The following is a 23,503-nucleotide window of genomic DNA, read 5'->3' as shown; positions in this document are numbered from 1 at the left end:
CCCCCCTGGCGTCATCATTTGCCATCATGGCGCCACCCGAAGCCAACATGGCTTGCCATGACGTCATCCTGATGCCATAGTGACGTCATGGATCTGACGTCGTATGTCGACAACCTCCGGCAGGAACTGGCCGGCGTCGCCGAACTCGGCGGCGACGAGGCCCGCGCACTCGCCGAGCGACTGGCGGGGCCGCTCGACTCGGCGCTCCGGCTGGCGCTCCTGGACGCGCTGACCGCGGCGGCGGCCGAGATCACCCGCGACCTGGCCCCCGGGTCGGTCGAGCTGCGCCTGCGCGGGCGGGAGCCGAGCTTCGTCGTGACGCCACCACCGGCCGGCCCGGAGTCGCCGGGCGAGGCCGCGGCCCCCGAGCCGGCCGTCCCGCCGGCGGCGGACGCCGAGGAGGGCGCCACCTCGCGGATCAGCTTCCGCCTCTCCGAACACCTCAAGAGCCGTATCGAGGAGGCGGCCGCCCGCGACGGCCTCTCGGTCAACGCCTGGCTGGTCCGGGCGGCCACGGCCGCCGTGGCGTCCAGCGGGGCGGGCCGGCAGCCGCAGCGACGCGCCCCGTTCACCGGGGAGCGCTACACCGGCTGGGCCCGCTGAGCCGCCCGCCGGTCCGCCACACGCCTCCGACCATCCGTCCCGGTCCGGGACGTCCACCCGCCAGAAGGGACTGCGCCGTGCCCACATTCGACACCCCGACCCCGATCTCGGCCACCGTCGACCTCGTCGTCGGTGACGTTCAGGTCACCGCCACCGACCGCACCGACACCCACGTCGAGGTCCGCCCGAGCAACGCCGCCACCGAAGCCGACGTACGGGCCGCCGAACAGACCCGGGTGGAGTACGCCGACGGCCGGCTCGTCGTCAGGTCGCCCCGGCAGCGCGGGTTCGGGCTGTTCGGCAAGCCCGGCTCGGTCGACGTGACGATCGGGTTGCCCACCCGCTCGCACCTGCACGGCGACGCCTCCGTGGCGGCGTTCCGCGGCAGCGGCCGGCTCGGCAGCTGCCGGGTCCGGATCGCGACCGGCGACATCCAGCTGGAGCAGACCGCCGACGTCGACCTCGACACCTCCGCCGGCGGCGTCCGCGTCGGGCAGGTGGCCGGTGCGGCCCGGATCAGCACCGGATCAGGGCGGATCCAGGTGCAGCAGGTCGACGGCGACGCCGTGGTCAGGAACTCCAACGGCGACAGCTGGCTCGGCACGGTCACCGGCGAGGTGCGGGTGAAGGCCGCCAACGGCGAGACCACCGTGGACCGCGCGCACGGCCCGGTCACCGTCACGGCCGCCAACGGCGACATCCGGATCGGCGAGGTCTCGGCGGGCACGGTGTCGGTCCGCACCGCGACCGGCGGGCTCGACATCGGCGTCCGCTCCGGCACCGCCGCCCTGCTCGACCTGCACACCCAGTTCGGCCGCGTGGACAACCAGCTGGAGGCGTACGAACCGCCCGCCGAGCCCGAGGGCGCCGTGCGGGTGACCGCCCGGACCTCCTTCGGCGACATCGTGATCCGCCGTTGCTGACCGCCCCCGTCCCCCCGCCCCGGCCCGACGGCCGGCCAGCCCTCGACCGGCCCGACGGCCGGCGTCAAGGAGAAGACATGCCACCCAGTTCGGCCCCGGCCGCCATCACGGTCACCGCCCTGCGGAAGTCCTTCGGCGATCACGTCGTGCTCGACGGGATCGACCTCACCGTCGCCGCAGGGACGATCTTCGCCCTGCTCGGCCCCAACGGCGCCGGCAAGACCACCACCGTGCAGATCCTGTCCACCCTGATCGGCGCCGACTCCGGCCAGGCGCGGGTCGCCGGCCACGACGTCGCCCGGGAGCCCGACGCGGTACGCGCCGCGATCGGCGTGACCGGCCAGTTCTCCGCCGTCGACGGGCTGCTCACCGGCGAGGAGAACCTGCGGCTCATGGCCGACCTGCACCACCTGCCCCGGGCCGATGGGCGGGAGCGCGCCCGGGGCCTGCTCAGGATGTTCGACCTGGTCGAGGCGGCCGGCAAGCCCGCCGGCAGCTACTCCGGCGGGATGCGCCGGCGACTCGACCTGGCGATGGGCCTGGTCGGCCGCCCACGCGTCGTCTTCCTCGACGAGCCCACCACCGGGCTCGACCCGCGCAGCCGGCAGGCCATGTGGCAGATCGTCCGGGACCTGGTGGCGGACGGCGTCACCATCCTCCTCACCACCCAGTACCTGGAGGAGGCGGACCAGCTCGCCGACCGGATCGCCGTGCTCGACCACGGTCGCCTGGTGGCCGAGGGCAGCCCGGCGGAACTCAAGCGGCTCGTCCCCGGCGGGCACGTCAGCCTGCGGTTCGCCGACCGGGCCGCGTTCGACACGGCCGTCCGGGTGCTGCCCGGGCAGTCCCGCGACGCCGCCGAGCTCACCCTGCACGTGCCCGGCGACGGCGGTGTCCGGTCGCTGCGGGACCTGCTCGACCTGTTGGACCGCGAGTCGATCGCCGTGGAGTCGCTGTCGGTGCACACGCCCGATCTCGACGACGTCTTCCTGGCCCTCACCGGCCAGCCCGAGAAGGTGGGGACCCCCCGATGAGCACTGTGACGTACGCCGTCCGCGACTCCGGCACGATGCTGCGCCGCAACCTGCGCCGCTGGGTGCGCTACCCGTCGATGACGGTGCTGCTCGTCGGCATGCCCATCATGCTGCTGCTGTTGTTCGTCTACGTCTTCGGCGGCACCCTCGGCGCCGGGCTGGGCGGTGGTTCGGGCGACCGGGGTGACTACGTCAACTACGTCACGCCGGGGATCCTGCTGATGACCGCCGGCCTGGCGGCCACCGGGACGGCGGTGTCGGTCGCGATGGACATGACCGAGGGCATCATCGCCCGGTTCCGGACCATGGCGATCGCCCGGGCGTCGGTGCTGACCGGGCACGTGCTGGCCAGCCTGGCGCAGAGCATGCTCGGCCTGGCGATGGTCACCGGGGTCGCCCTGCTGATCGGATTCCGGCCCACCACGGGCGCGCTGGCCTGGCTGGCGGCCGCCGGCGTGCTGGTCATGACGGCCTTCGCCTTCATCTGGCTCTCGGTCGCGCTGGGGCTGGTCTCCAAGAGCGTCGAGACGGCGAGCAACCTCCCCATGCCGCTGACCTACCTGCCCTTCATCGGCAGCGGGTTCGTGCCCACCGACTCGATGCCCGACGGGCTGCGGCAGTTCGCCGAGTATCAGCCCTTCACCCCCATCATCGAGACCCTGCGCGGCCTGTTGACCGGCGGGCCGGTGGGGACGAACGCCGCCCTCGCGGCGGCCTGGTGCGCCGCCATCGCGCTGGTCGGCTATCTCTGGTCGAAGAAGCTGTTCAACCGGGACCCGTCCCGCTGACCGTCGCCCCCGACGCCCGTTTCCCGAGCCACCGGCCGGGGGAACGGGCGTCGTCGGGGGCACCGGCCGCGGCCCGTCACGCGACACGGCGGCGTCGGGTGCGCCGTCCGGCCGGCCCGGGGGCGGGCAGGACCTCCACCTCGAACCCGGCCCGGGCGAACACCTCGATCGCCCGGGCCTCCGCGCCGTCCAGCCCGGCGGCCGGGGACGAGTCGTCGAGCAGGGCGGTCACCAGGCAGTCGGCGCAGCCGGTCTCCCGGATGGCGCACCCCGCGCAGTCGATGAGCATCTCGCCTCCTGATGCGCTGCGGTGACCGGGCGCGGCGTCACTGTCGCCGCCCGAGCACCGTCGGTCACCACGACGGTAGGCGGGGGGTACGACAGAAAAGGGACAACCGGTCGCGGACGGCCCGAAAGCGATCAAGCACCCCGATCAGGAACGGGCCAGGCGGCGCAGCAGCGAGTCGGCGCCGAGCGGGTACGCCCCGTGCCGGCGTACGCCGTCGGCGACCTCCCGGTCGGAGGAGACCACGACCACCGGCCGTCCCGGCGGCTCGGCGCGGACCAGGCGCCGGATCAGCTCGTCGGCGGTCTCCCCCTTGCGGGAGAAGAGCACCCGTACGCCGCGCGGCGCCGGCGGTAGCCCGTGCATCCGTTCGGCGCCGTCGAAGACCACCGTGACCTCGTCGCCGGTCTGCGCGGCGATCCCGCCCAGGCCGGTGATCAGCCGCTTGCGCTGCTGTTCCAGGGACATCTCGCCGAAGCCGCGCTTGGTCACGTTGTAGCCGTCGACGACGAGGTGCGCCCGGGGCAGGGCGAGCAGCTGGTCGAGGCGGGCCGGGTCGTCGGTGTCCCGGGCGCGCGTCGCGGCGCCGGCCGCCGGGGCGGCGGTCTGGTCGGCGAAGGCGTCGGCGACGAAGTCCGCGGGCAGCTTGTCGACCGGGTCGAGCGCCAGCTCGCGGCGCAGCCCGACGGCGGCCTGCCCGATGGTCTCCAGCAGCAGCCAGAGCCGGGCGTCGTCGACCGAGCGGGCCTCCTTGGCGCTGGCCCGGGCGACCCCCGCCGCCGCCTCGGCCTCGGCCAGCCGGGCCCGGACCCGGCGCAGCTCGGCGTCGGCGTCCGCCGTCGCGCGGGCGGCCCGCCCCCGCTCGGTGGCGAGCAGCTCGGTGGCCTTGCGCTCGCGGGCCTGCGTCTCGCGCAGCGAACGGGTCAGCTGCCGACTCTCCTCGCGCAGCTGGCCGAGCTCCTCGCGGACCCGGGCCAGCTCGTCGCGGAGCTTCTCCGCCTCGACCCGGGCCACCGCCCGGTCGTGCTCGGCGCGGGTGGCCCGCTGCTCGGCCTCGCGGACCAGCTCGGCGACCACCGCGCTGTCGGCCTCGGCGCGGACCGCCGCGCCGCTGGCCTCGATCAGCTCCCGCCAGCCCCGGGGGCGGGCCAGGTAGGCCAGCGCGGCCACCTCGACCGGGTCGGCGGCGGCCGGCGCGGTGCCCTCCAGCACGGCGGCGCCCAGGTCGCCGGTGTCGGCGAGGACCCGGGCGGTGATCCGTTGGCGGAACAGCGGGTCCGCGGTGAGCTGGGCGGCGATGGCCGGGGCGCCGAGCCGGGCCCGGCGGTTGGGGGCGAACTTGGCGACCCGGCGCAGCGGGACCGGCACCTCGTCGGCGGGCAGCCCCGGCAGCACCGTCGCGGTGAGCGCCACGATGCGCTGCCGGACCGGCTCCGGCAACACGGGCTCCGGCTCGGGCGCCGCCGCCTCAGGCTCGGACGCCTCGGACTCGGGCGCCGAAGCCTCGGCGGTCGTGGCGCCGGGCGGGGTGGTCCCGGCGGGGGCACCCTCACCGGGGTCGCGCGCAGCGTCGACCGGATCCTCCTGCCGGAGGTGGTCGTCGTGCGGCTCGGTGAGGGGCATGTGGCAAGTCTCCCACCGCGACCGGGCCCACCGCCCGGTGAGTGAGCCGATCTCTCATCCTAGACCGGTGGTGACGTCTGGTGCCGTTGGGACGGGAGTGTCGGACCGGACCGTTAGCGTGCCGCCGATGGCACAGACCGAGTACGTCCAGGAGCCGCTGGCCGGTTTCGACCCCGGTGCGGGCGGGGTCGACCCGGCGCTGCCGCTGTACGCGACGACGTTCGTGGTGGTCGACCTGGAGACCACCGGCGGCGCGCCGGACGGCGGCGGGATCACCGAGATCGGCGCGGTCAAGGTGCGCGGCGGCGAGGAGCTGGGGGTGCTGGCCACCCTGGTCAACCCCGGCGTGCCCATCCCCCCGTTCATCACCGTGCTCACCGGCATCACCCAGGCGATGCTGGTGCCGGCTCCGCCGATCGAGCAGGTGCTGCCGAGCTTCCTGGAGTTCATCACCGACGCCGTGCTTGTCGCCCACAACGCCCCCTACGACGTGGGCTTCCTCAAGGCGGCGTGCGCGAAGCACGGCTACCGCTGGCCCAACCCGCGGGTGCTCGACACCGCCGCGCTGGCCCGCCGGGTGCTCACCCGCGACGAGGTGCCCAACCGCAAGCTCGGCACCCTCGCGGCCTACTTCCGCACCGCCACCCAGCCGACCCACCGGGCCCTCGACGACGCCAAGGCCACCGTCGACGTGCTGCACGGGCTGATCGCCCGGCTGGGCGGGCACCGGGTCGACACCGTCGGCGACGCCATCGAGTTCGCCCGGGCGGTCACCCCCACCCAGCGGCGCAAGCGGCACCTGGCCGAGGGCCTGCCCAAGGCGCCGGGGGTCTACATCTTCCGGGCCGCCGACGACCGGCCGCTCTACGTCGGCACCTCCGGCGACATCGCCACCCGGGTGCGCAGCTACTTCACGGCGGCGGAGAAGCGGGCCCGGATCTCCGAGATGCTCGCCGCCGCGGAGCGGGTGGAGGCGGTGGAGTGCTCCCACTCGTTGGAGGCGGAGGTCCGGGAGCTGCGGCTGATCGGGGCGCACGCCCCGCCGTACAACCGGCGGTCGAAGTTCCCGGAGCGGGTGCTCTGGCTGAAGCTGACCGACGGGCCCTACCCGCGACTGTCGGTGGTCCGGGCCATCTCCCCCGGCGACGCCGCCTACCTCGGGCCGTTCAGCTCCCGTCGGGCGGCCGAGCTGGCCGCCGCCGGCTTCCACGACGCCGTGCCGCTGCGCCAGTGCACCCACCGGCTCTCGCTGCGCACGGTCACGCCGGCCTGCGCGCTGGCCGAGCTGGGCCGCTGCCCGGCGCCCTGCGAGCACCGAATCTCCCCGGAGGAGTACGACGCCCGCGCGGTCGCGCCGTTCCGCACCGCCACCGCCAGCGACCCGCAGCGGGTGGTCGACGCCCTGCTCGCCCGGATCGACACGCTCTCGGACGCCCAGCGCTACGAGGAGGCGGCGGTGGCCCGGTCCCGGCTGGCGGCGGTGCTGCGGGCGACCGTGCGGATGCAACGGCTGACGGCGCTGACCGGAATCGCCGAGCTGGCCGCCGCGCGTCCGGCGGCCCGCGGCGGCTGGGAGCTGGCGCTGGTGCGGCACGGCCGGCTGGCCGGGGCGGGGGTCTCACCCCCCGGCGTCCACCCCCGACCGACGATCGCCTCGATCCGGGCGACCGCCGAGACCGTCCCGCCCGGCCACGGCCCGGTCCCGCGCGCCTCGGCCGAGGAGACCGAACGCATCCTGTCCTGGTTGGAGCGTCCGGAGACCAGGCTGGTGGAGATGTCGTCCGGCTGGGCGTCCCCGGTGGCCGGTGCGGCCCGCTTCCGCGACCTGCTGCGCAAGGCCGAGAACGCCGCGTCCCACCAAAGCTCGACCGAACGCCCATGACCAAGTGACCGATCGGACTACCTCCACTCCCTTAGGCTGTTAGAGAAGTGCAGTCCTGCCCGTTTCGTGGGCCTGCTCCCGGTTGCCGGGTTTCGGCGGCCGTGGAGCCGGGGTGAGGAGGTGTCCCACGTGGACGTCGACGCCGGACACGGCGCCGCCCTGGGGGGCGCCCTTCCGACCCAGGCGGGCGAGCTGCCGCTGGCCCGCCGGCTGCGCTCGCTGCTGAGCTGGCCCACCGCCGACACCGACCCGGTCAGCCACCTCGTCCGGACCCACCGGACGATCCATCCCGGCACCGAGCCCTCCGTGCTGCGCCGGGCCTACACCATCGCGGAGAACATGCACCGCGGGCAGTTCCGCAAGAGCGGCGAGCCCTACATCACGCACCCGCTGGCGGTGGCCCAGATCTGCGCCGAGATCGGCATGGACGCCATCACCCTGGTCGCCGCGCTGCTGCACGACACCGTGGAGGACACCCGCTACACCCTCCAGGCGCTCGCCGAGGACTTCGGGCCGGAGGTGGCGCACCTGGTCGACGGGGTGACCAAGTTCGACAAGGCCTTCTACGGCAAGGCCGCCGAGGCCGAGACGATCCGCAAGATGATCATCGCGGCCGGCAAGGACGTCCGGGTCCTGATCATCAAGTTGGCCGACCGGCTGCACAACATGCGCACCCTGGGCGTCCGGTCCGCGGCGTCCCGGGAGCGGATCGCCCGCAAGACGCAGGAGGTGCTGGTCCCGCTCTGCGACCGGCTCGGCATCCAGACGCTCAAGCGCGAGCTCGACGACGTGGTGCTGCTGCACCTGGAGCCCGACGAGCACGCCCGGATCGCCCGGCACGTGCACGACCGACCCGGCTGGGACGCGTACCTCGACGAGGTGGTCACGTGCGCGAAGTCGGCCCTGCGCCGCAGCCGGGTGGACGCGGCGGTGACCCCCCGCTCCCGGCACCTCTACTCGATCTGGAAAGACACCGTGGCCGGCGGCCACAGCGCCCCCTTCGACCTGCCCCGCATCGTGATCGTGGTGGACGGCCCGCCGACCGACTGCTACGCGGCGCTCGGCGCGGTCCACGGCGTGTGGCGGCCGGTCCCCGGCCGGTTCAAGGACTTCATCGCCTCCCCCAAGAACAACCTCTACCGCTCGCTGCACACCACCGTCTGCGGGCCCAGGAACCGCACCGTGGAGGTGCTGATCCGCACCGTGGAGATGCACCGCTCGGCGGAGTACGGGGTCGCCGCCGACTTCCGTTTCCCGCGCTCCGGCGGCGGCACGGCCCGGGCGGAGCAGCTCGACTGGCTGCGCCGGGTGCTCGACTGGGAGCAGGACGCGGCCGACCCGGCCCAGTTCCTCGAATCGCTGCGCTGCGACCTCGCCGAGGCGCAGATCCAGGTCTTCGCCGACGGGCGCCAGGTCGTGCTGCCCGCCGGGGCGACCCCGGTGGACCTCGCGTACGAGTTGGGCACCGAGCGGGGCGACCACTGCCTCGCGGCGCGGATCAACGGCCGGCTGGCCCCGCTCTCCTCCGAACTGGACGAGGGCGACGTGGTGGAGATCTTCACCGAGACCGACGCGGCGAACGGCTTCGACGCCGACGCCGCCCCGCGTGGCCCCCGCCGGGAGTGGCTCGGCTTCGTCAAGTCGCCGCAGGCGCAGATGCAGATCAGCCGGTGGTTCGCCGATCACACCGAGCCCGGCATCTCCATCACCGACAAGGTCCGCCTCGGCCGGGCCACCATCGGGCTGGCCCTGCGCAAGCACGACCGGGGCCTCGCGAGCGACCTGCCGCTGCTGCGGCTGTCGGAGGAGTTGGGCTACCCCGACCTGGAGACGCTGCTGGTCGCGGTCTTCGACCGGGTGATCGAACCGGACACGGTCGTACGCCAGCTCATCGACCTGGTGGACCACCGGCAGTGACCGCCCCGGGCCCGGGTGGTCCGAACGCTCCTCGCGGCCACTAGCCTGGACGCATGATCCCCCGCTCGCGCGCCACCGGTCGAGCCGTCGCCTACCAGGTCTTCTACCGGCTGCCCCTGCCGGTACGCCGCCGCCTGGTCCGGCTGGCCGTGCCGAAGTACATCGTCGGCGCGGTCACCCTGGTCCGGGACAGCGAGGCGGAGGGCGCGGGCCGGCTGCTGCTGCTGCGTCAGCCGCCCGGCAGGGGCTGGGGCCTGCCGGCCGGCCTGTTGCAGAAGGGGGAGGCGCCGGTGGTGGGCGCCGCCCGTGAGCTGCACGAGGAGTCCGGGATCCGGCTGTCGCCCCGGCAACTGAGCCCCGCCGTGCCGAACGCCGTGGTGCACGCCAAGGGCTGGGTGGACGTCGTGTTCACCGCCGAGGTGCCGGCGTCGAGCACCGAGTTGAAGGTCGACGGCGCCGAGGTCTACGAGGCCGCCTGGCACCCGCTGGACGACCTGCCCAAGCTGACCTGGCCGACGGCCCGGCTGCTCGCGTACTACGACATCGGGCCGCTGGCCGGGCAGTTCCCGCCACCGGTGCCCGACAAGAAGCCGTGACCGTCGGCCGGGCGGAGGTCTGCGCGGTGGTGCTCGCCGCCGGCGAGGGCACCCGGCTGCGGCCGCTGACCGAGCGGCTGCCCAAGGCCCTCTGCCCGGTCGGCAACGTGCCGCTGCTCGACCGGGCGCTGCACCGGCTGGCCGGGCTCGGCCTGGTCGGGCCCGGCCGGGTCGCCGTCAACGCCTGCTACCTCGGCGACCAGGTCGTCGAGCACGTCGGGGACCGCGCCCACCTCTCGGTCGAACCGGGCGACCCGCTCGGCACCGCCGGTGGCGTGGCGAACCTGCGGGACTGGATCGCCGGGCGCGGGGTGCTGGTCGGCAACGCCGACGCCTATCTCGCCGACCCCGCCCGTCCCCCGGGCCCCGACATCGCCGCGCTGCTGCACGACTGGGACGGCGACTCCGTACGCCTGCTCGGCCAGCCCGCCCCTGACCCGGCGGCACCGGGCACCTTCGACGGCCACGTCTTCACCGGCTTCTCGCTGCTGCCGTGGCGACTGGTGCGGGAGCTGCCGGTCGGGTTCGGCGACCTCGTCCGGGCGCTCTGGCGGCCGGCGGAGGCGGCCGGCGCGCTGACCGTCGTGCCGTACCCCGGCACCTTCTACGACACCGGCACCCCGGCCGACTACCTGGCGGCCAACCTGCACGCGGCCGGCGGCGGCAACCTGGTGGACCCGACGGCCACGGTGACGGGCCGCTGCCGCTCGGCGGTGGTCGGCGCGGGCGCCGTCGTGCACGGCGACGTGGAGCGGGCGGTCGTCTGGCCCGGCGCCACCGTCGGGCCCGGCGAGCACCTGCGCGACGCGGTACGCGCCGGCACCGCCCTCACCGTCCCCGGCACACCGCCGTCCCCGGGCCGGGGAAGCCTCTAGCATGGGCGACGACGCCGACGAACGGAGAAATGCCCCGTGATCACCGCGATCGTGCTGATCGACTGCGCCACCGACTCGATCCCCGAGGTGGCCGAGAACCTGGCCAACCTGCCCGGCGTCAGCGAGGTCTACTCGGTGGCGGGCCACGTCGACCTGATCGCGATGGTCCGGGTCCGGGAGTTCGAGCAGATCGCGCAGGTGATCGCCGGCAGCATCTCCAAGGTGCCCGGGGTGCTCAACACCGAGTCGCACATCGCCTTCCGGGCGTACTCCCAGCACGATCTGGAGGAGGCCTTCGCGATCGGCCTCGCGAACGCCGACTGACGCCCAGCCCGGCGGGCGGCCCGCCCGGAGGCGGACCGCCCGTCGTGGTGAGGCGACGTCAGCTACCCGCGGGAGCCGGCGTCTCGATGGTGCCGCCCGGAGCCGGCGACTCGGTGGTGGTGCCGCCCGGAGCCGGGGTCTCGGTGGTGCCACCCGGAGCCGGCGTCGTGCCGCCCGGGCTCGGGGTGCCGCTGGCGCTGGTCTGCGGCACCGGGATGCCCAGCTGCTCCGCCAGCTGCACCAGCGCGTCGTAGTGCGCCTGCAGCGTCGGCAGGGCGGTCTGGGCCAGCTGGACCACCGACTGCTCGGAGCCCTGCGAGATCTCCGTCTGGGTGGCCTGGATGGCCTGGACGTGGCCGGCCAGCTCGCTGGTCACCCAGAGCCGGTCGAACTCCTCGCCGCTGGCGTTGTTCAGCTGGTCGATGACGGACTGCTGATCCGCGGTGGGCTCACTCGGCAACTCCACGCCCAGCTGCGACGCGGTCTGCTGCACCGTCTGGTCGAGCTGGGTGTGGTCCGTCTTGAGCCGGGCGCCCAGGTCCTTGACCCCCTGGCTCTGACCCTTCTGCTGGGCCAGGTCACCCGCGGTGATCTCGAACAGATTCACCTGGTGCACGGCCTGCAGGTACTGGGTGTCCTGCTGTGACGGCTGCACCGCGGCCTGTGCCGCCGCGGCCGGCGCGATCCCCACCAGCACCAGCGCGGCCAGCAGGCCGAGGCGTTTGATACCCAACATGCTTCCCCCCCTTGAGACGTTGGATCGCACGGATACCCGGCTGACCGGGGTTATTCCTGCGATCCACCGTCGGGGAGGCGACCGACCGACACGCCCGTGTCGGAGCGTCGGGGGTCGGAAACGGACGTGGCGCCCGCCGGAGGACTCCGGTGGGCGCCACGTCGAGGTGTCGCGGGGTCAGCGGCGGCTCTCGCCGCTGCCGATCTCCTCCCGCTCCGGTCGGGGCTCGACCGGCGGGTGCCCCGGCGAGACCGGCGCCTCGGCCGGCTTCTCGATCGGGTAGAAGAAGCCCCGGATGGCCGGGCCGAGGGCGCCGAGCCGGTTCATCTTCTTCGGCACGACCCAGCCGGCGTACGGCAGCGCGCCGTGGCCGTCGCCGTGCCCGTCGGCCGCCGCGAGCGGCTGGTGCACCTCTTCGAACCGGCCGTCCGGCAGGCGCCGGATGATGCCGGTCTCGACACCGTGGGCGAGCACCTCCCGGTCGTGCTGCTGGAGACCCAGGCAGATCCGGTAGGTGACGTAGTACGCCAGCGGCGGCAGCACCAGCAGGCCGATGCGGCCGGCCCAGGTCATCGCGTTCAGGCTGATCTGGAACTTGTCGGCGATGACGTCGTTGGCGCCGGAGAGGGTCAGCACGACGAAGAACGCCAGCGCCATGGCGCCCAGGCCGGTCCGGGCCGGCACGTCCCGGGGACGCTGGAGCAGGTTGTGGCTCCTGGTGTCCTTGAGGCGCCGGGCCTCCAGGAACGGGTAGAGCGTCGACAGGCCGACCAGGATGCCCGGCAGCACGACCGTCGGCCAGAACAGCGGCGGGATCACGTACCCGTCGCCGATCGGGATGTTGATCTCCCAGGCGGGCATCAGGCGGGTCGAGCCGTCGAGGAACATGACGTACCAGTCGGGCTGGCTGGCGGCCGAGACCACCCACGCCTCGTACGGGCCGAACAGCCAGATCGGGTTGATCTGGAACAGGCCGCCCATCAGCGCGATCACGCCGAAGACGACCATGAAGAAGCCGCCCTGCTTGATCGCGTAGCGGGGGAACATCCGCTCGCCGACCACGTTGCCGTTGGTCCGCCCGGGACCGGGCCACTGGGTGTGCTTCTGCTTGAAGACCAGGCCCAGGTGGGCGCCGATCAGCGCCAGCAGCAGGCCCGGGACGAGCAGCACGTGGGCGATGTAGAACCGGCTGATGATGATCGTACCCGGGAACTCCCCGCCGAAGACCGACGAGGTGACCCACGAGCCGACCACCGGGATGGAGAGCATGATCGCCGAGGCGATCCGCAGGCCGGTGCCGGAGAGACCGTCGTCCGGCAGCGAGTAGCCGGTGAAGCCGGCGAGGAAGCCGACCCAGAACAGCAGCGAGCCGATGATCCAGTTGGTCTCGCGCGGCTTGCGGAACGCGCCGGTGAAGAAGACCCGGAGCATGTGCACCACGATGGCGGCCATGAACAGCAGCGCCGACCAGTGGTGCATCTGCCGCATGATCAGGCCACCGCGGACGTCGAACGAGATGTCCAGGCTGGAGGCGTACGCGGCCGACATCGGCGTGCCCCGCAGCGGGGCGTAGCTGCCGTTGTAGACGACCTCGGTCATCGCCGGCTCGTAGAAGAAGGTCAGGAAGACGCCGGTCAGCAGCAGGACGACGAACGAGAAGAGCGCGATCTCGCCGAGCAGGAACGACCAGTGGTCCGGGAAGACCTTGTTCAGCAGCCGGCGCAGCGGGGTGGCCACCTGGAAGCGGTCGTCCACTCCCCGGGCGACGTTCCCCGGCACTGCTGCCTTGTCAAACTTGCGCCGCTTCACGGCCGCTCCCAGAAGTCGGGCCCGACGGTCTCGGTGTAGTCGGACTTGGCCACGAAGTAGCCCTCGGAGTCCACCTCGATCGGCAGCTGCGGCAGCCGTCGGCTGGCCGGGCCGAAGATGGGCCGGGCGTTGTCGGTGATCAGGAACTGCGACTGGTGGCACGGGCAGAGCAGGCGGTTGGTCTGCTGCTCGTACAGGCTCGCCGGGCAGCCGGCGTGCGTGCAGATCTTCGAGTAGGCGGCGTAGTTGCCCCACATGTAGTCGCCGTGCCCGACCCGCTCGTTGGCCCGGCGCGACTCCTGCGCGTCGGAGTCCCGCAGGTGGATCAGCAGGGTCGGCGAGTCCGCGTGCAGGTTGCTCACGCCGTGGTCGATGCCGGGGAAGACGGTGATCTGGCCGCCCGTGCTGATGTCCGCCGGGCGGACCGGCCGGCCGTCCTCGCGGACCAGCCGGATCTTCTGGCCGCCCTCGGCCGGGGCGAACCCGGTCGTGAACATCTGGTTGTTCTTGTGCGGCTGGGAGATCAGGCCGCCGACCAGGGGCGCCGCGGCGACCGCGCCGACCGGTGCGAGACCGGCCAGCAGCGAGATGCCGAGCAGCGGCCGGCGCTTCACGCCCAGCTCGTCGGCCATGTAGAGCATGGTCTGGCCGGTGATGATCCGGTCGTCGGAGGCGACGGCACCCTCGTGCCGGTCCTGGATCGAGACCTCCTTCGGCAGCAGCTTCTTGCCCCAGGTCAGGATGCCGAAGCCGATGCCGAGCAGGGCCACGCCGAGCGTGACGCCGAGCAGCGGCGTGTACCACTTGTCGCCGCCGCTGCCCGGGGAGTACTCCCACGGCCACCAGATGTAGATCACCAGGAACGCGGTCGCCGCCAGGCCGGTCAGCAGGAAGAACGACGCGACCGTACGGGTCAGCCGCCGCTCGGCCTTGCTGCCCGGCGCCACCTGCGGCTCGTAGTGGACGATCTCGATGTCGTCCCGGCGCGCGCCCTCGCGGACGATGTCGAACTGGCTGAGCCCGGGGGTGTTCACGTCGAGCGGCTCCCGGCCCTGCTGGGCCTGGTGCTCGGTGTGCGTGGTCATGCCGTCACCTCGCTACGGGCGGTGCCGCACTGCGGCACCACGGCACTGAATCGGATGAGCCGCCCGGTCACGACTTGCCCGCAATCCACAGGCTCGCGAAGACGAGCGCGACGATGCCCACCAGGAAGATCGCCAGGCCCTCGGTGGACGGCCCGTACCGACCGAGGTTGAAGCCGCCCGGGTCCTGGTCGTGCTTCAGGGTCTCCTGGATGTAGGCGATGAGGTCCGCCTTCTGGTCCGGGGAGATCTGGTTGTCGCCGAAGACCGGCATGTTCTGCGGGCCGCTCAGCATGGCGGCGTAGATCTGCCGGTCGGTGGCCGGGCGCAGGCTCGGCGCGTACTTGCCGGAGGACAGGGCGCCGCCGCCGCCGCCGAAGGCGTGGCACTGCGCGCAGTTGATCCGGAACAGCTCGCCGCCGGCGGCGACGTTCCCGTCGGCGTGCAGGTTGTCACCGTCGGGCACCACCGGGCCGCCGCCGAGTTCCTGGACGTACTGCGCGAGCTGCCGGGTCTCCTCGTCGGTGAAGAGCTCCGGCTTGCGCTGGGCCTGGGCCTCCTGCCGGGCCATCGGCATGCGGCCGGAGCCGACCTGGAACTCGACCGAGGCCGCGCCGACGCCGATCAGGCTCGGCCCGCGCCCCTCGACGCCCTGCGCGTTGCGACCGTGACAGGTCACACAGCTCACGTCGAACAGCGCCTTGCCCTCCGCGGCGGCACCGGTGAGCGGGGTGTCCTGCGCCTGCACGCCGGGGGCGAAGACGGTGTAGGCGCCGCCGGCCAGCATCAGCGCGGCGAACAGCCGGACCGCGGCACCCAGCCGGCGGCGGCCCCTGCTGCGCGCGGCGGGCCGCTCGCGCAGCCGCGCGAGCAGACCGCGTCGGCGGTCGTTGTCAGAAGTCATGACCTGTGTCCTTAACCGGTTGGACCTTGTCTCAGGGGACGGAGCAGCGGCGCGGTTCGTGACGCGCCAAGATCACTGAAGCCAGTAGATCATGGCGTAGAGCCCGATCCACACGACGTCGACGAAGTGCCAGTAGTAGGACACGACGATCGCCGACGTGGCCTGCGCCGGTGTGAACCGGCCCATGGTGGTGCGGATCATGAAGATGACGAAGGCGACCAGACCGCCGGCCACGTGCAGTCCGTGGAAGCCGGTGGTCAGGTAGAACATCGACCCGTAACCGTCTTCGTTGATCTTGATGCCCGCGTGCACCAGCTCCCGGTACTCGTTGAGCTGGCCGAGGACGAAGATCAGGCCCATCACGAAGGTGATCGTGAACCAGCGCCGCAGCGCGTGCACGTCACCCTTCTCCGCGGCGAAGACACCGAGCTGGCAGGTCACCGACGACAACACCAGGATCACCGTGAAGGTGGTCGCGTAGGGGATGTTGAGGTGCGTGGTGTGTTCCGCCCACTGCTCCGGCGCCGCCGCGCGGATGGAGAAGTACATCGCGAACAGCGCCGCGAAGAACATGAGTTCGCTGGAGAGCCACACGATCGTCCCGACGCTGACCATGTTGGGTCGGGTCAGGGAGTGGATCCGGCTCTTGTCAATGGCTGGGGCCGCAGTCACGCGGTCATTATTGCCCTTGACCGGGGCCGCCGATCAGCGGGGGGCCAAACCCGTGGCATCCACAGCCCGATCGGGGCAGTCCGGTTCGCCTGACCTAGGCTGAAAAGCGTGCTGCACGCCGATCCGATCTCCGCCGCAGCCGCCGTCGCCGCGCCGGCGGCGAGCGCGGCCACCCCGCCACCGTTCACCGTGACCTCGGTGTTCACCGAGACCCGGCTGGACAGCTGGCTCGCCGTCGGCCTGGTGCTGGCCGCCGGCGTCTACCTCTACGGGGTGCACCGGCTGCGGGTCCGGGGCGACCGGTGGCCGGTCGCCCGGACGGTCTTCTTCCTCGGCCCCGGCCTCGGCGGCATCGCGGCGGTCACCGTCAGCGGCCTGCACGCGTACGACACGGCACTGCTGTCGGTGCACATGGTCCAGCACATGGTGCTCTCCATGATCTCGCCGATCTTCCTCGCGCTGGGCGCGCCGGTGACGCTGGCCCTGCGCACCCTGCCGCCGCGACCGCGCAAGCGGCTGCTGGCGGTCGTGCACAGCCGGATCGCCCGGATCTACAGCTTCCCCCTGGTGGCGTTCACCATCTTCGTGGTGAACCCGTTCGCGCTCTACTTCACCGACCTGTACCGCTACACCCTCGAACACGTGTGGGCGCACGAGGTCGTGCACGCGCACTTCATCATGACCGGCTGCGTGTTCTTCTGGCCGCTGCTCGGGCTCGACCCGCTGCCGGGCCGCTGGCCGTACCCGGCCCGGGCGCTGCTGATGCTGCTCTCCGTGCCGTTCCACACCGTGCTCGGCCTCACCATCATGCAGAGCAGCACGCTCTTCGGGGGCGACTGGTACCCGTCGCTCGGGCTCACCTGGTCGGACCCGTGGCAGGACCAGGTGGTCGCCGGCGGCATCCTCTGGGCCGGCGGCGAGTTCGTCAGCGTGACCATGCTGGCCGTGCTGGTCGTGCAGTGGATGCGCCACGCCGAGCGGGAGGCCCGCCGCGTCGACCGCGACCTGGACCGCCAGGAGGCCCGTCAGCGCGCCGCGGAGTCCACGGCCTGAGCCGGGCCGGCCGGTACGCCCCGACGCCGCCGCCGGGCGGACGTCGCACACCTCACACCGACCGGTACGATCAGCGGGCGGCCACGAGGTAGGAGCCAGTCCGACCGACGAGCGCGCAGCGAACGAATCATCAAGCTCAGTGTGATGGTGCCGCACGACGGCACGGAGCGAAGCGGAGTGCCGGCATGAGCGATCGTCTTTGCACCGTCCTGCTCTACAGCGACGACCCGGAGGTCCGCGACCGGATGCGGCTCGCCGTCGGGCCGCGCCCCGCGCCTGGCCTGCGGGTCGAGTTCGTCGAGGCGTCCGACTACGCCGAGTGCGTCCGGCTCGTCGACGACTATGAGATCGACCTGCTGGTGCTCGACGGCGAGGCGAGCCCGGGCGGCGGCATCGGCATCGCCCGGCAGATCAAGGACGACCGGGCCGACGCCCCCCCGACCTGCGTGGTGATCGCCCGCGCCGCCGACCGGTGGCTCGCGGCGTACGCCGAGGTCGACGCCACCCTGGTGCACCCGCTCGACCCGGTGACCACCGGCACCACGGTGGCCGAGCTGCTGCGGACGCACGCACCCGCCTGACGTCCCGCTCCGGCCCGCCACGGCGCCGGGCCGACCGGTGCCGGTTCCATCCCACCCGCATCTCGCACGCTCGGGAGGCCCGCCTTGGGCGATCGGACCTGGCCGCACCTGCTCAACGCGCTGCTGCGCGGCGAGGAACTCGCCACCGCCGACACCGCCTGGGCGATGGGCGAGATCATGGCCGGCTCGGCCGCCCCGGCGCAGATGGCGGGCTTCGTCGTCGCGCTGCGCGCCAAGGGTGAGACCTCGGCCGAGCTGGCCGGTCTGGTGGAGGCGATGCTCGGCCGGGCGGTCCCGGTCGAGCTGCCCGACGAGCTGCGCGCGACAGCCCTCGACGTGGTCGGCACCGGCGGTGACCTCGCGCACACCGTCAACATCTCGACCATGGCCTCGCTGGTGGTGGCCGGCGCCGGTGTCCGCGTGGTCAAGCACGGCAACCGGGCGGCCTCCTCCTCCTGCGGCACCGCCGACGTGCTGGAGTTCCTCGGCGTGCCGCTCGACCTGGGCCCCGAGGGGGTGGCCCGGTGCGTCGCCGAGGCCGGCATGGGCTTCTGCTTCGCGGCCCGGTTCCACCCGGGGATGCGGCACACCGGCCCGGTACGCCGGGAGCTGGGCGTGCCCACGGTGTTCAACTTCCTCGGCCCGCTGACCAACCCGGCGCGGCCCCGCGCCGGAGCGGTCGGCTGCTTCGACGCCCGGATGGCCCCGGTGATGGCCGGCGTCTTCGCCGCCCGGGGCGACTCCGTGCTGGTGATGCGCGGCGAGGACGGGCTGGACGAGTTCACCACCGCCGCGCCGACCCGCGTCTGGGCGGCCCAGGGCGGCGTCGTCAGGGAGTCGCTGCTGGACGCCGCCGACCTCGGCGTACCCCGGGCCACCCTGGCCGACCTGCGCGGCGGTGACGCCGCCTTCAACGCGGACGTGGTCCGTCGGCTGCTGGCCGGCGAGACCGGCCCGGTACGCGACGCGGTCCTGGTCAACGCGGCGGCGGCGCTGGCCACGCAGGGCCCGCTCGACGGCGACCTCACCGGGGCCCTGCGGGCCGGGCTCGACCGGGCCGCCGAGTCCGTCGACTCCGGGGCCGCCGCCCGCGTCCTCGACCGCTGGATCGAGGTCGCGCGCTCCCTCTGAGCCCCGGGCCTCGCCGAAGGTTGTCGGACCCTCGTGGGAAACTACAGCTGAGTAGTTCCCACATCCGTCCTGCGCCGTCGAGCGCGGCGATCCCCGTCGGGCGTGTGCGACACACCCCCGCGGGACCGGAGCGAGAGGAGACGCCCGTGTCGGAGCGCGAGCTCTACTGCGACACCTGTGAGGGCGTCGAGCCGTTCGAGGCGCCGCCGTGCGCCGACGGCCACGGCGCCGACTGCCCCGAACTGGTCTGCACGGGCTGCGGCGCGGCCGTGCTCGTCACCACCTTCACGTTCCGCCTGGCGCGTCCGAGCGGCCGGCACCGCCCGGCGAGCCGACGCCGCGCCGCCTGAGACCGCCGCCGCTGAGCGGGCGTCGGGCCCCGCGCGGTGACCGCTCAGCGCCGCTGCCGCACACGTCCCGCGCCCGCGCCACCCGTACCACGCCGAAGGCCCGCCTCCCCGGGGAGGCGGGCCTTCGTGACGTTCGCTGGTGACCGACCGATCAGTGCTCGGCGGTGCGCCGGGTGCCGCTGTAGTACTCGAACAGCAGGCCGCAGACGGAGAACGTGACCGCCACCATGCCGAGGCCGAGCAGCCAGAACTGCCAGAACGCGAGGCCGAAGCCGGCCATCCCGACGGCGATCGCCAGGCCGAACGGCCAGTAGCTGCCCGGGCTGAAGAAGCCGATCTCACCCGCGCCGTCGGCGATCTCGCCGTCCGGCCGGTCCTCCGGCCGAAGGTCGATCCGGCGGGAGACGAACCAGAAGAAGCCGCCGCACATCGTGCAGAGCAAGAAGCTCAGCAGCAGGGCGACCGTGCCGACCCACTCGACCTGGCCGCCGGAGTCGGCGGCGGTCCACCCGCCGTAGAGGACGGTGGCGAAGAGCAGGAACCCGGCGATGACCAGGAAGATGCGCCACTCGGTCTTCATGCCCGATCCCTCAGCTTCCCGCGCCGGCCGGCGCGTCGTCCGGGTTGAAGTTGGCCTCGGTGCGACGGGTCTCGAACGGCTTCGTGGTCTTCGCGTACGGGTCCTCGCCGATCGCCGTCAGCGCCTCCTGCGTGGACCTGCCGTCCCGCTTGGCCGCCAGGAACTGCTCGTACTTCTCCGGGGAGACGACCCGCAGCTCGAAGTTCATGAAGGCGTGGTAGCTGCCGCAGAGTTCCGCGCAGCGGCCGACGTAGGCGCCCTCGGACTCCAGCTTCGAGACCTCGAAGACGTTGCGGATCTTGCCCGGCATGACGTCGCGCTTGAACAGCAGCTCCGGCACCCAGAACGAGTGGATGACGTCGCGGCTGGTCTCCTCGAACCGGATGGACCGGTCGGTCGGCAGCACCAGGATCGGGATGACCTCGCTGGTGCCGAGCACGGAGGCGACCGTGTTGGCGTCCTGGCCCTGACCGTCGCGGTAGTTGAACTGCCAGTTCCACTTGAACGCGACCACCTCGACCGTGACGTCGGGGTTCTTGGTCGTCCGCACCACGTCGGTCTGCACGACCGCCGTGTAGTAGAACAGCACGGAGACGATCAGGATCGGCGCGATGGTGTAGAGGAACTCCATCGGCATGTTGTAACGGGTCTGCACCGGCAGCTCGTTGCCCCGCTTGCGGTAGCGCACGACACACCAGAAGATCAGGCCCCACACGAAGACGCCGACCGCGAGCGCCGCGATGCACGAGGCGATCCACAGGTCGTACATCCGGTGCGACTCGGGCGTGATGCCGCCCTGCGGCCAGCCGAAGCCGCCGAACGCCGCGCCGACGTCGCAGCCCGTGAGCAGGACCAGCAGCGCCGCTCCGCCGAGACCGAGCCCGGCGATCCGACCGGCACCACGTCCCCGGCGCCCACCGGCTCCTGGGGAAGCGCTGTGCCGTACGGCCGACGGCCGTACCTCCGAACTCCTTGCGACCACCTGGTCCTGCCTCCCTAGCGCGCCGCGGTGTCTTGTCCCTGCCCTCCGCCTGCGGAGCGACAGCACCAGCGGCAAAGGCGTCACCGACGGTCGCAGATTACTCGACCATGACGGGCTGGACCGTGTTGGGGTCGCTGTCGGCCCCCATCGGGGGGATCTTGGGCATACCGGCGCGATACGTTGGCGTGCGTGAGCGCATCCCCGGTCTACCTGGACGCGGCCACCGCCGCGCCGCTGCATCCGGTCGCCCGGCAGGCGCTGCTGGCCGCCCTCGACGACGGCTGGGCCGACCCCGGCCGGCTCTACACCCAGGCCCGCCGCGCCCGTCAACTCCTCGACGCCGCCCGCGAGGCCTGCGCGCAGACGCTCGGCGTCCGCGCCGACGAGCTGTCCTTCACCCCCAGCGGTACGACGGCCGCGCACTCCGCCGTGCTGGGGGGCCTGACCGGCCGGCGTCGGGTGGGCGCCGGCCTGGTGCACTCCGCGATCGAGCACTCGGCGGTGCTGCACGCCGCCGAGAAGCACGTCGCGGCGGGCGGCACGGCCACGTCCGTACCGGTGGACCGGCTCGGCCGGCTCGACCTGGACCGCTGGGCCGCGGCGGTCCGGGCCCCGGGGGTGGCGCTGGCCGCGTTGATCGCCGCCAGCCACGAGGTCGGCACGCTCCAGCCCGTGGCCGGGGCCGCGCGGGAGTGCGCCGAGGCCGGGGTGCCGCTGTACGTGGACGCCGCCCAGGTGGTGGGCCGGGCCCCGGTGCCGGCGGGCTGGTCGGTACTGACCGCCAGCGCGCACAAGTGGGGCGGGCCGCCCGGGGTGGGGCTGCTGGTCGTGCGCAAGGGCACCCGCTGGGAGTCGCCCTGGCCGGCCGACGAGCGGGAGGCCGGGCGTACGCCGGGCACGCTCAACCTGCCGGCGGTGGTGGCGGCGGCGGCGGGCCTGCGCGCGGCGGCGGCCGACGCGGCGGGCGAGGCGGCCCGGCTGGCGCCGCTGGTGGCCCGGATCCGGGACCGGGTGGCGGCGGAGGTGCCCGACGTGGAGGTGGTGGGTGATCCCGACCACCGCCTGCCGCACCTGGTGACCTTCTCCTGCCTCTATGTCGACGGCGAGGCCCTGCTGCACGCGCTCGACCGGCGCGGGTTCGCCGTCTCCTCGGGCTCCTCGTGCACCTCGTCGACGCTGCGGCCCTCGCACGTGCTGGAGGCGATGGGGGTGCTCTCGCACGGCAACGTACGGGTCTCGCTGCACCGGGAGACGACGGAGGCCGACGTCGAGAGGTTCCTCGCCGAACTGCCCGGCGTCGTGGCGGGGCTGCGCACCGAGGCCGGGGTGGTGGGGCTGTGACGGCGCCGGCGGAGATCCTCGACTGCCGCGGTCAGCGCTGCCCGCTGCCGGTGATCGCGGCGGCCCGGCGGCTGCCCGAGCTGCCCGTCGGCACGGTGGTGCGGGTGCTCGCCGACGACCCGGCCGCGGCGGTGGACATCCCGGCCTGGTGCCGGATGCGCGGCCACGAGTTCCTCGGCACGATCACCGGCCCGGACGGCCCCGCCTTCGACGTCCGCCGCCGCCACTGACCCTGATGGCGCGGGGGCCAGACCGCACCACGCCGCCGTTCCCGCCGATGCCGGCGGGCCGCCGGGGGTGTTCCTCACCAGTCCCGGCGGCCCGACGACGCGACCAGCGCCGGTGTCACCTCACGGCACGAGGTGCGGGCGCACGTCCTCGGCGGCGACGTCGCCGTACGACTCGGCCAGGCGCTTGACGAACAGGTCGCGGCGGACCTCGTACTCCTGCGTGCCGACGGTCTCCAGCACCAGCGTGGCGAGCAGGGAGCCGACCTGGGCGGCCCGTTCCAGCCCGAGCCCCCAGGAGAGGGCGGTGAAGAAGCCGGCCCGGAAGCCGTCGCCGACGCCGGTCGGGTCGACCGCCTGGGTCTCCCGCGCGATCGGCACGTGGATCGGGTCGAAGTCCCGCCCGGCGATCTCCACCCCGTCCTTGCCCAGCGTCGTGACCCGCACCTTGACGCGGTCGAGCAGCTGCGCGTCGGTCAGCCCGGCCTTGCTCTGCAGCAGCGACTTCTCGTAGTCGTTGGTCATCAGGTACTCGGCGCCCTCGATCAGCCCGACGACGTCCTCGCCGTCCATGCGGGCGAGCTGCTGGGACGGGTCGGCGGCGAACCGGTAGCCGCGCTCCCGGCACTCGGCGGAGTGCCGCAGCATCGCCTCCGGGTCGTTCGCGCCGACCAGGACCAGGTCCAGCCCGTCGAGGCGGCGGGCCACCGGCGCCAGCTCGATGTTGCGTGCCTCGCTCATCGCCCCGGCGTAGAACGAGGCGATCTGGCACATGTCGGTGTCCGTGGTGCAGACGAACCGGGCGGTGTGCGCCACCTCGCTGATGTGCACCGAGTCGCAGTCGACGCCGTGGCGCTCCAGCCAGGAGCGGTAGTCGGCGAAGTCCGCGCCGACCGCGCCGACCAGGACCGGGCGCAGGCCGAGCTGCCCCATGCCGAAGGCGATGTTGGCCGCCACCCCGCCACGCCGCAGCACCAGGTCGTCCACCAGGAAGGAGAGCGAGACCTTGTGCAACTGATCGGCGATGAACTGGTCGGCGAAGCGACCGGGGAAGCTCATCAGATGGTCGGTGGCGATCGAGCCGGTCACGGCGATCTTCATGTCAACCCTCGGGGTCGGGAGCAGGGCGCCGGTCAGCCTACCGGCCCGGCCCTCTCAGGATGACCGGTCGGTCGGCCCCGGGTCACCTTCCCGACGGCTCGTT

25 protein-coding genes are annotated in these 23,503 nt (G+C 73.2%); 15 read left to right on the top strand and 10 right to left on the bottom strand.

The window, feature by feature from the left end; genetic code table 11:
• Positions 1 to 87 precede the first annotated feature (87 nt).
• The 4 genes from RM555_RS10450 (at position 88) to RM555_RS10435 (ending at position 3,348) form a co-directional block, all read left to right on the top strand.
• Positions 88 to 603: a hypothetical protein gene (locus RM555_RS10450; protein WP_311411556.1), complete on the top strand. Its 516-nt coding sequence runs from the start codon at positions 88 to 90 to the stop codon at positions 601 to 603.
• Between the two features lie 77 nt (positions 604 to 680).
• Positions 681 to 1,526: a DUF4097 family beta strand repeat-containing protein gene (locus tag RM555_RS10445; protein WP_311411555.1), complete on the top strand. Its 846-nt coding sequence runs from the start codon at positions 681 to 683 to the stop codon at positions 1,524 to 1,526.
• 77 nt (positions 1,527 to 1,603) lie between these two features.
• Positions 1,604 to 2,560, top strand: a complete 957-nt coding sequence (locus RM555_RS10440) for an ATP-binding cassette domain-containing protein (RefSeq protein WP_311411554.1) — start codon at positions 1,604 to 1,606, stop codon at positions 2,558 to 2,560.
• Positions 2,557 to 3,348: an ABC transporter permease gene (locus RM555_RS10435; RefSeq protein ID WP_311411553.1), complete on the top strand. Its 792-nt coding sequence runs from the start codon at positions 2,557 to 2,559 to the stop codon at positions 3,346 to 3,348. The genes RM555_RS10440 and RM555_RS10435 overlap by 4 nt, the downstream gene beginning before the upstream one ends.
• A 76-nt stretch (positions 3,349 to 3,424) precedes the next feature.
• On the opposite strand, the gene RM555_RS10430 is transcribed toward RM555_RS10435, so the two are convergent.
• On the bottom strand, positions 3,425 to 3,637 hold the full coding sequence (locus tag RM555_RS10430) for a hypothetical protein (protein WP_311411552.1): 213 nt from the start codon (positions 3,635 to 3,637) through the stop codon (positions 3,425 to 3,427).
• A gap of 144 nt (positions 3,638 to 3,781) precedes the next feature.
• Positions 3,782 to 5,257 (bottom strand): NYN domain-containing protein, encoded by a 1,476-nt coding sequence (locus RM555_RS10425; protein ID WP_311411551.1) that lies wholly within the window; start codon positions 5,255 to 5,257, stop codon positions 3,782 to 3,784.
• Between the two features lie 127 nt (positions 5,258 to 5,384).
• On the opposite strand from RM555_RS10425, the gene RM555_RS10420 reads away from it, so the two are divergent.
• From RM555_RS10420 to RM555_RS10400, 5 genes are all read left to right on the top strand, one after another.
• Positions 5,385 to 7,139 (top strand): DEDD exonuclease domain-containing protein, encoded by a 1,755-nt coding sequence (locus tag RM555_RS10420; RefSeq protein WP_311411550.1) that lies wholly within the window; start codon positions 5,385 to 5,387, stop codon positions 7,137 to 7,139.
• A 129-nt stretch (positions 7,140 to 7,268) separates the two neighbouring features.
• A complete protein-coding gene (locus RM555_RS10415) occupies positions 7,269 to 9,056 on the top strand; it encodes a RelA/SpoT family protein (protein ID WP_311411549.1) in 1,788 nt (595 codons plus the stop codon).
• A 53-nt stretch (positions 9,057 to 9,109) separates the two neighbouring features.
• Positions 9,110 to 9,652, top strand: coding sequence for an NUDIX domain-containing protein (locus RM555_RS10410; RefSeq protein ID WP_132236153.1), 543 nt, complete (start codon positions 9,110 to 9,112; stop codon positions 9,650 to 9,652).
• Complete coding sequence (locus tag RM555_RS10405; RefSeq protein ID WP_311411548.1) at positions 9,649 to 10,527, top strand: nucleotidyltransferase family protein; 879 nt, start codon at positions 9,649 to 9,651, stop codon at positions 10,525 to 10,527. The genes RM555_RS10410 and RM555_RS10405 overlap by 4 nt, the downstream gene beginning before the upstream one ends.
• A 36-nt stretch (positions 10,528 to 10,563) precedes the next feature.
• Positions 10,564 to 10,851, top strand: coding sequence for an Lrp/AsnC family transcriptional regulator (locus tag RM555_RS10400; protein ID WP_088999172.1), 288 nt, complete (start codon positions 10,564 to 10,566; stop codon positions 10,849 to 10,851).
• A 58-nt stretch (positions 10,852 to 10,909) separates the two neighbouring features.
• On the opposite strand, the gene RM555_RS10395 is transcribed toward RM555_RS10400, so the two are convergent.
• From RM555_RS10395 to ctaE, 5 genes are all read right to left on the bottom strand, one after another.
• A complete protein-coding gene (locus RM555_RS10395; RefSeq protein WP_132236151.1) occupies positions 10,910 to 11,587 on the bottom strand; it encodes a DUF4142 domain-containing protein in 678 nt (225 codons plus the stop codon).
• 177 nt (positions 11,588 to 11,764) lie between these two features.
• On the bottom strand, positions 11,765 to 13,396 hold the full coding sequence (qcrB, locus tag RM555_RS10390; RefSeq protein ID WP_311411547.1) for a cytochrome bc1 complex cytochrome b subunit: 1,632 nt from the start codon (positions 13,394 to 13,396) through the stop codon (positions 11,765 to 11,767).
• Entirely contained in the window at positions 13,393 to 14,481 is a 1,089-nt protein-coding gene (qcrA, locus tag RM555_RS10385; RefSeq protein WP_311411546.1) for a cytochrome bc1 complex Rieske iron-sulfur subunit, read from the bottom strand. Before qcrA ends, qcrB begins: the two co-directional genes overlap by 4 nt.
• Positions 14,482 to 14,548: 67 nt before the next feature.
• Positions 14,549 to 15,382 (bottom strand): cytochrome bc1 complex diheme cytochrome c subunit, encoded by an 834-nt coding sequence (gene qcrC / locus RM555_RS10380; protein WP_132236145.1) that lies wholly within the window; start codon positions 15,380 to 15,382, stop codon positions 14,549 to 14,551.
• Between the two features lie 72 nt (positions 15,383 to 15,454).
• Entirely contained in the window at positions 15,455 to 16,054 is a 600-nt protein-coding gene (gene ctaE, locus RM555_RS10375) for an aa3-type cytochrome oxidase subunit III (RefSeq protein ID WP_132236143.1), read from the bottom strand.
• 108 nt (positions 16,055 to 16,162) lie between these two features.
• On the opposite strand from ctaE, the gene RM555_RS10370 reads away from it, so the two are divergent.
• From RM555_RS10370 to RM555_RS10355, 4 genes are all read left to right on the top strand, one after another.
• The gene (locus tag RM555_RS10370) at positions 16,163 to 17,107 is read left to right on the top strand and encodes a cytochrome c oxidase assembly protein (RefSeq protein WP_311411545.1); all 945 of its coding nucleotides are present in this window, start codon (positions 16,163 to 16,165) and stop codon (positions 17,105 to 17,107) included.
• A 185-nt stretch (positions 17,108 to 17,292) separates the two neighbouring features.
• Entirely contained in the window at positions 17,293 to 17,688 is a 396-nt protein-coding gene (locus RM555_RS10365) for a response regulator (RefSeq protein ID WP_132236139.1), read from the top strand.
• 84 nt (positions 17,689 to 17,772) lie between these two features.
• Positions 17,773 to 18,819 (top strand): anthranilate phosphoribosyltransferase, encoded by a 1,047-nt coding sequence (trpD, locus tag RM555_RS10360; protein ID WP_311411544.1) that lies wholly within the window; start codon positions 17,773 to 17,775, stop codon positions 18,817 to 18,819.
• Positions 18,820 to 18,965: 146 nt separating this feature from the next.
• Positions 18,966 to 19,169: a hypothetical protein gene (locus tag RM555_RS10355; protein WP_151454495.1), complete on the top strand. Its 204-nt coding sequence runs from the start codon at positions 18,966 to 18,968 to the stop codon at positions 19,167 to 19,169.
• Positions 19,170 to 19,320: 151 nt separating this feature from the next.
• Here the strand turns inward: RM555_RS10355 and RM555_RS10350 are convergent, their stop codons facing one another.
• Entirely contained in the window at positions 19,321 to 19,749 is a 429-nt protein-coding gene (locus RM555_RS10350; RefSeq protein WP_311411543.1) for a cytochrome c oxidase subunit 4, read from the bottom strand.
• Between the two features lie 10 nt (positions 19,750 to 19,759).
• The gene (gene ctaC / locus RM555_RS10345; protein ID WP_132236131.1) at positions 19,760 to 20,731 is read right to left on the bottom strand and encodes an aa3-type cytochrome oxidase subunit II; all 972 of its coding nucleotides are present in this window, start codon (positions 20,729 to 20,731) and stop codon (positions 19,760 to 19,762) included.
• A gap of 189 nt (positions 20,732 to 20,920) precedes the next feature.
• On the opposite strand from ctaC, the gene RM555_RS10340 reads away from it, so the two are divergent.
• Positions 20,921 to 22,072: a cysteine desulfurase family protein gene (locus RM555_RS10340; RefSeq protein ID WP_311411542.1), complete on the top strand. Its 1,152-nt coding sequence runs from the start codon at positions 20,921 to 20,923 to the stop codon at positions 22,070 to 22,072.
• Complete coding sequence (locus tag RM555_RS10335; RefSeq protein WP_132236127.1) at positions 22,069 to 22,302, top strand: sulfurtransferase TusA family protein; 234 nt, start codon at positions 22,069 to 22,071, stop codon at positions 22,300 to 22,302. Before RM555_RS10340 ends, RM555_RS10335 begins: the two co-directional genes overlap by 4 nt.
• Before the next feature lie 120 nt (positions 22,303 to 22,422).
• Here the strand turns inward: RM555_RS10335 and RM555_RS10330 are convergent, their stop codons facing one another.
• On the bottom strand, positions 22,423 to 23,400 hold the full coding sequence (locus RM555_RS10330) for a carbohydrate kinase family protein (RefSeq protein ID WP_151456659.1): 978 nt from the start codon (positions 23,398 to 23,400) through the stop codon (positions 22,423 to 22,425).
• Positions 23,401 to 23,503: the final 103 nt, after the last annotated feature.

This window comes from Micromonospora reichwaldensis (assembly GCF_031845925.1).
Classification (GTDB): domain Bacteria; phylum Actinomycetota; class Actinomycetes; order Mycobacteriales; family Micromonosporaceae; genus Micromonospora; species Micromonospora reichwaldensis.
Note: the sequence above shows the minus strand (reverse complement) of the source record. Positions and strands in the feature narration are given on the sequence as shown.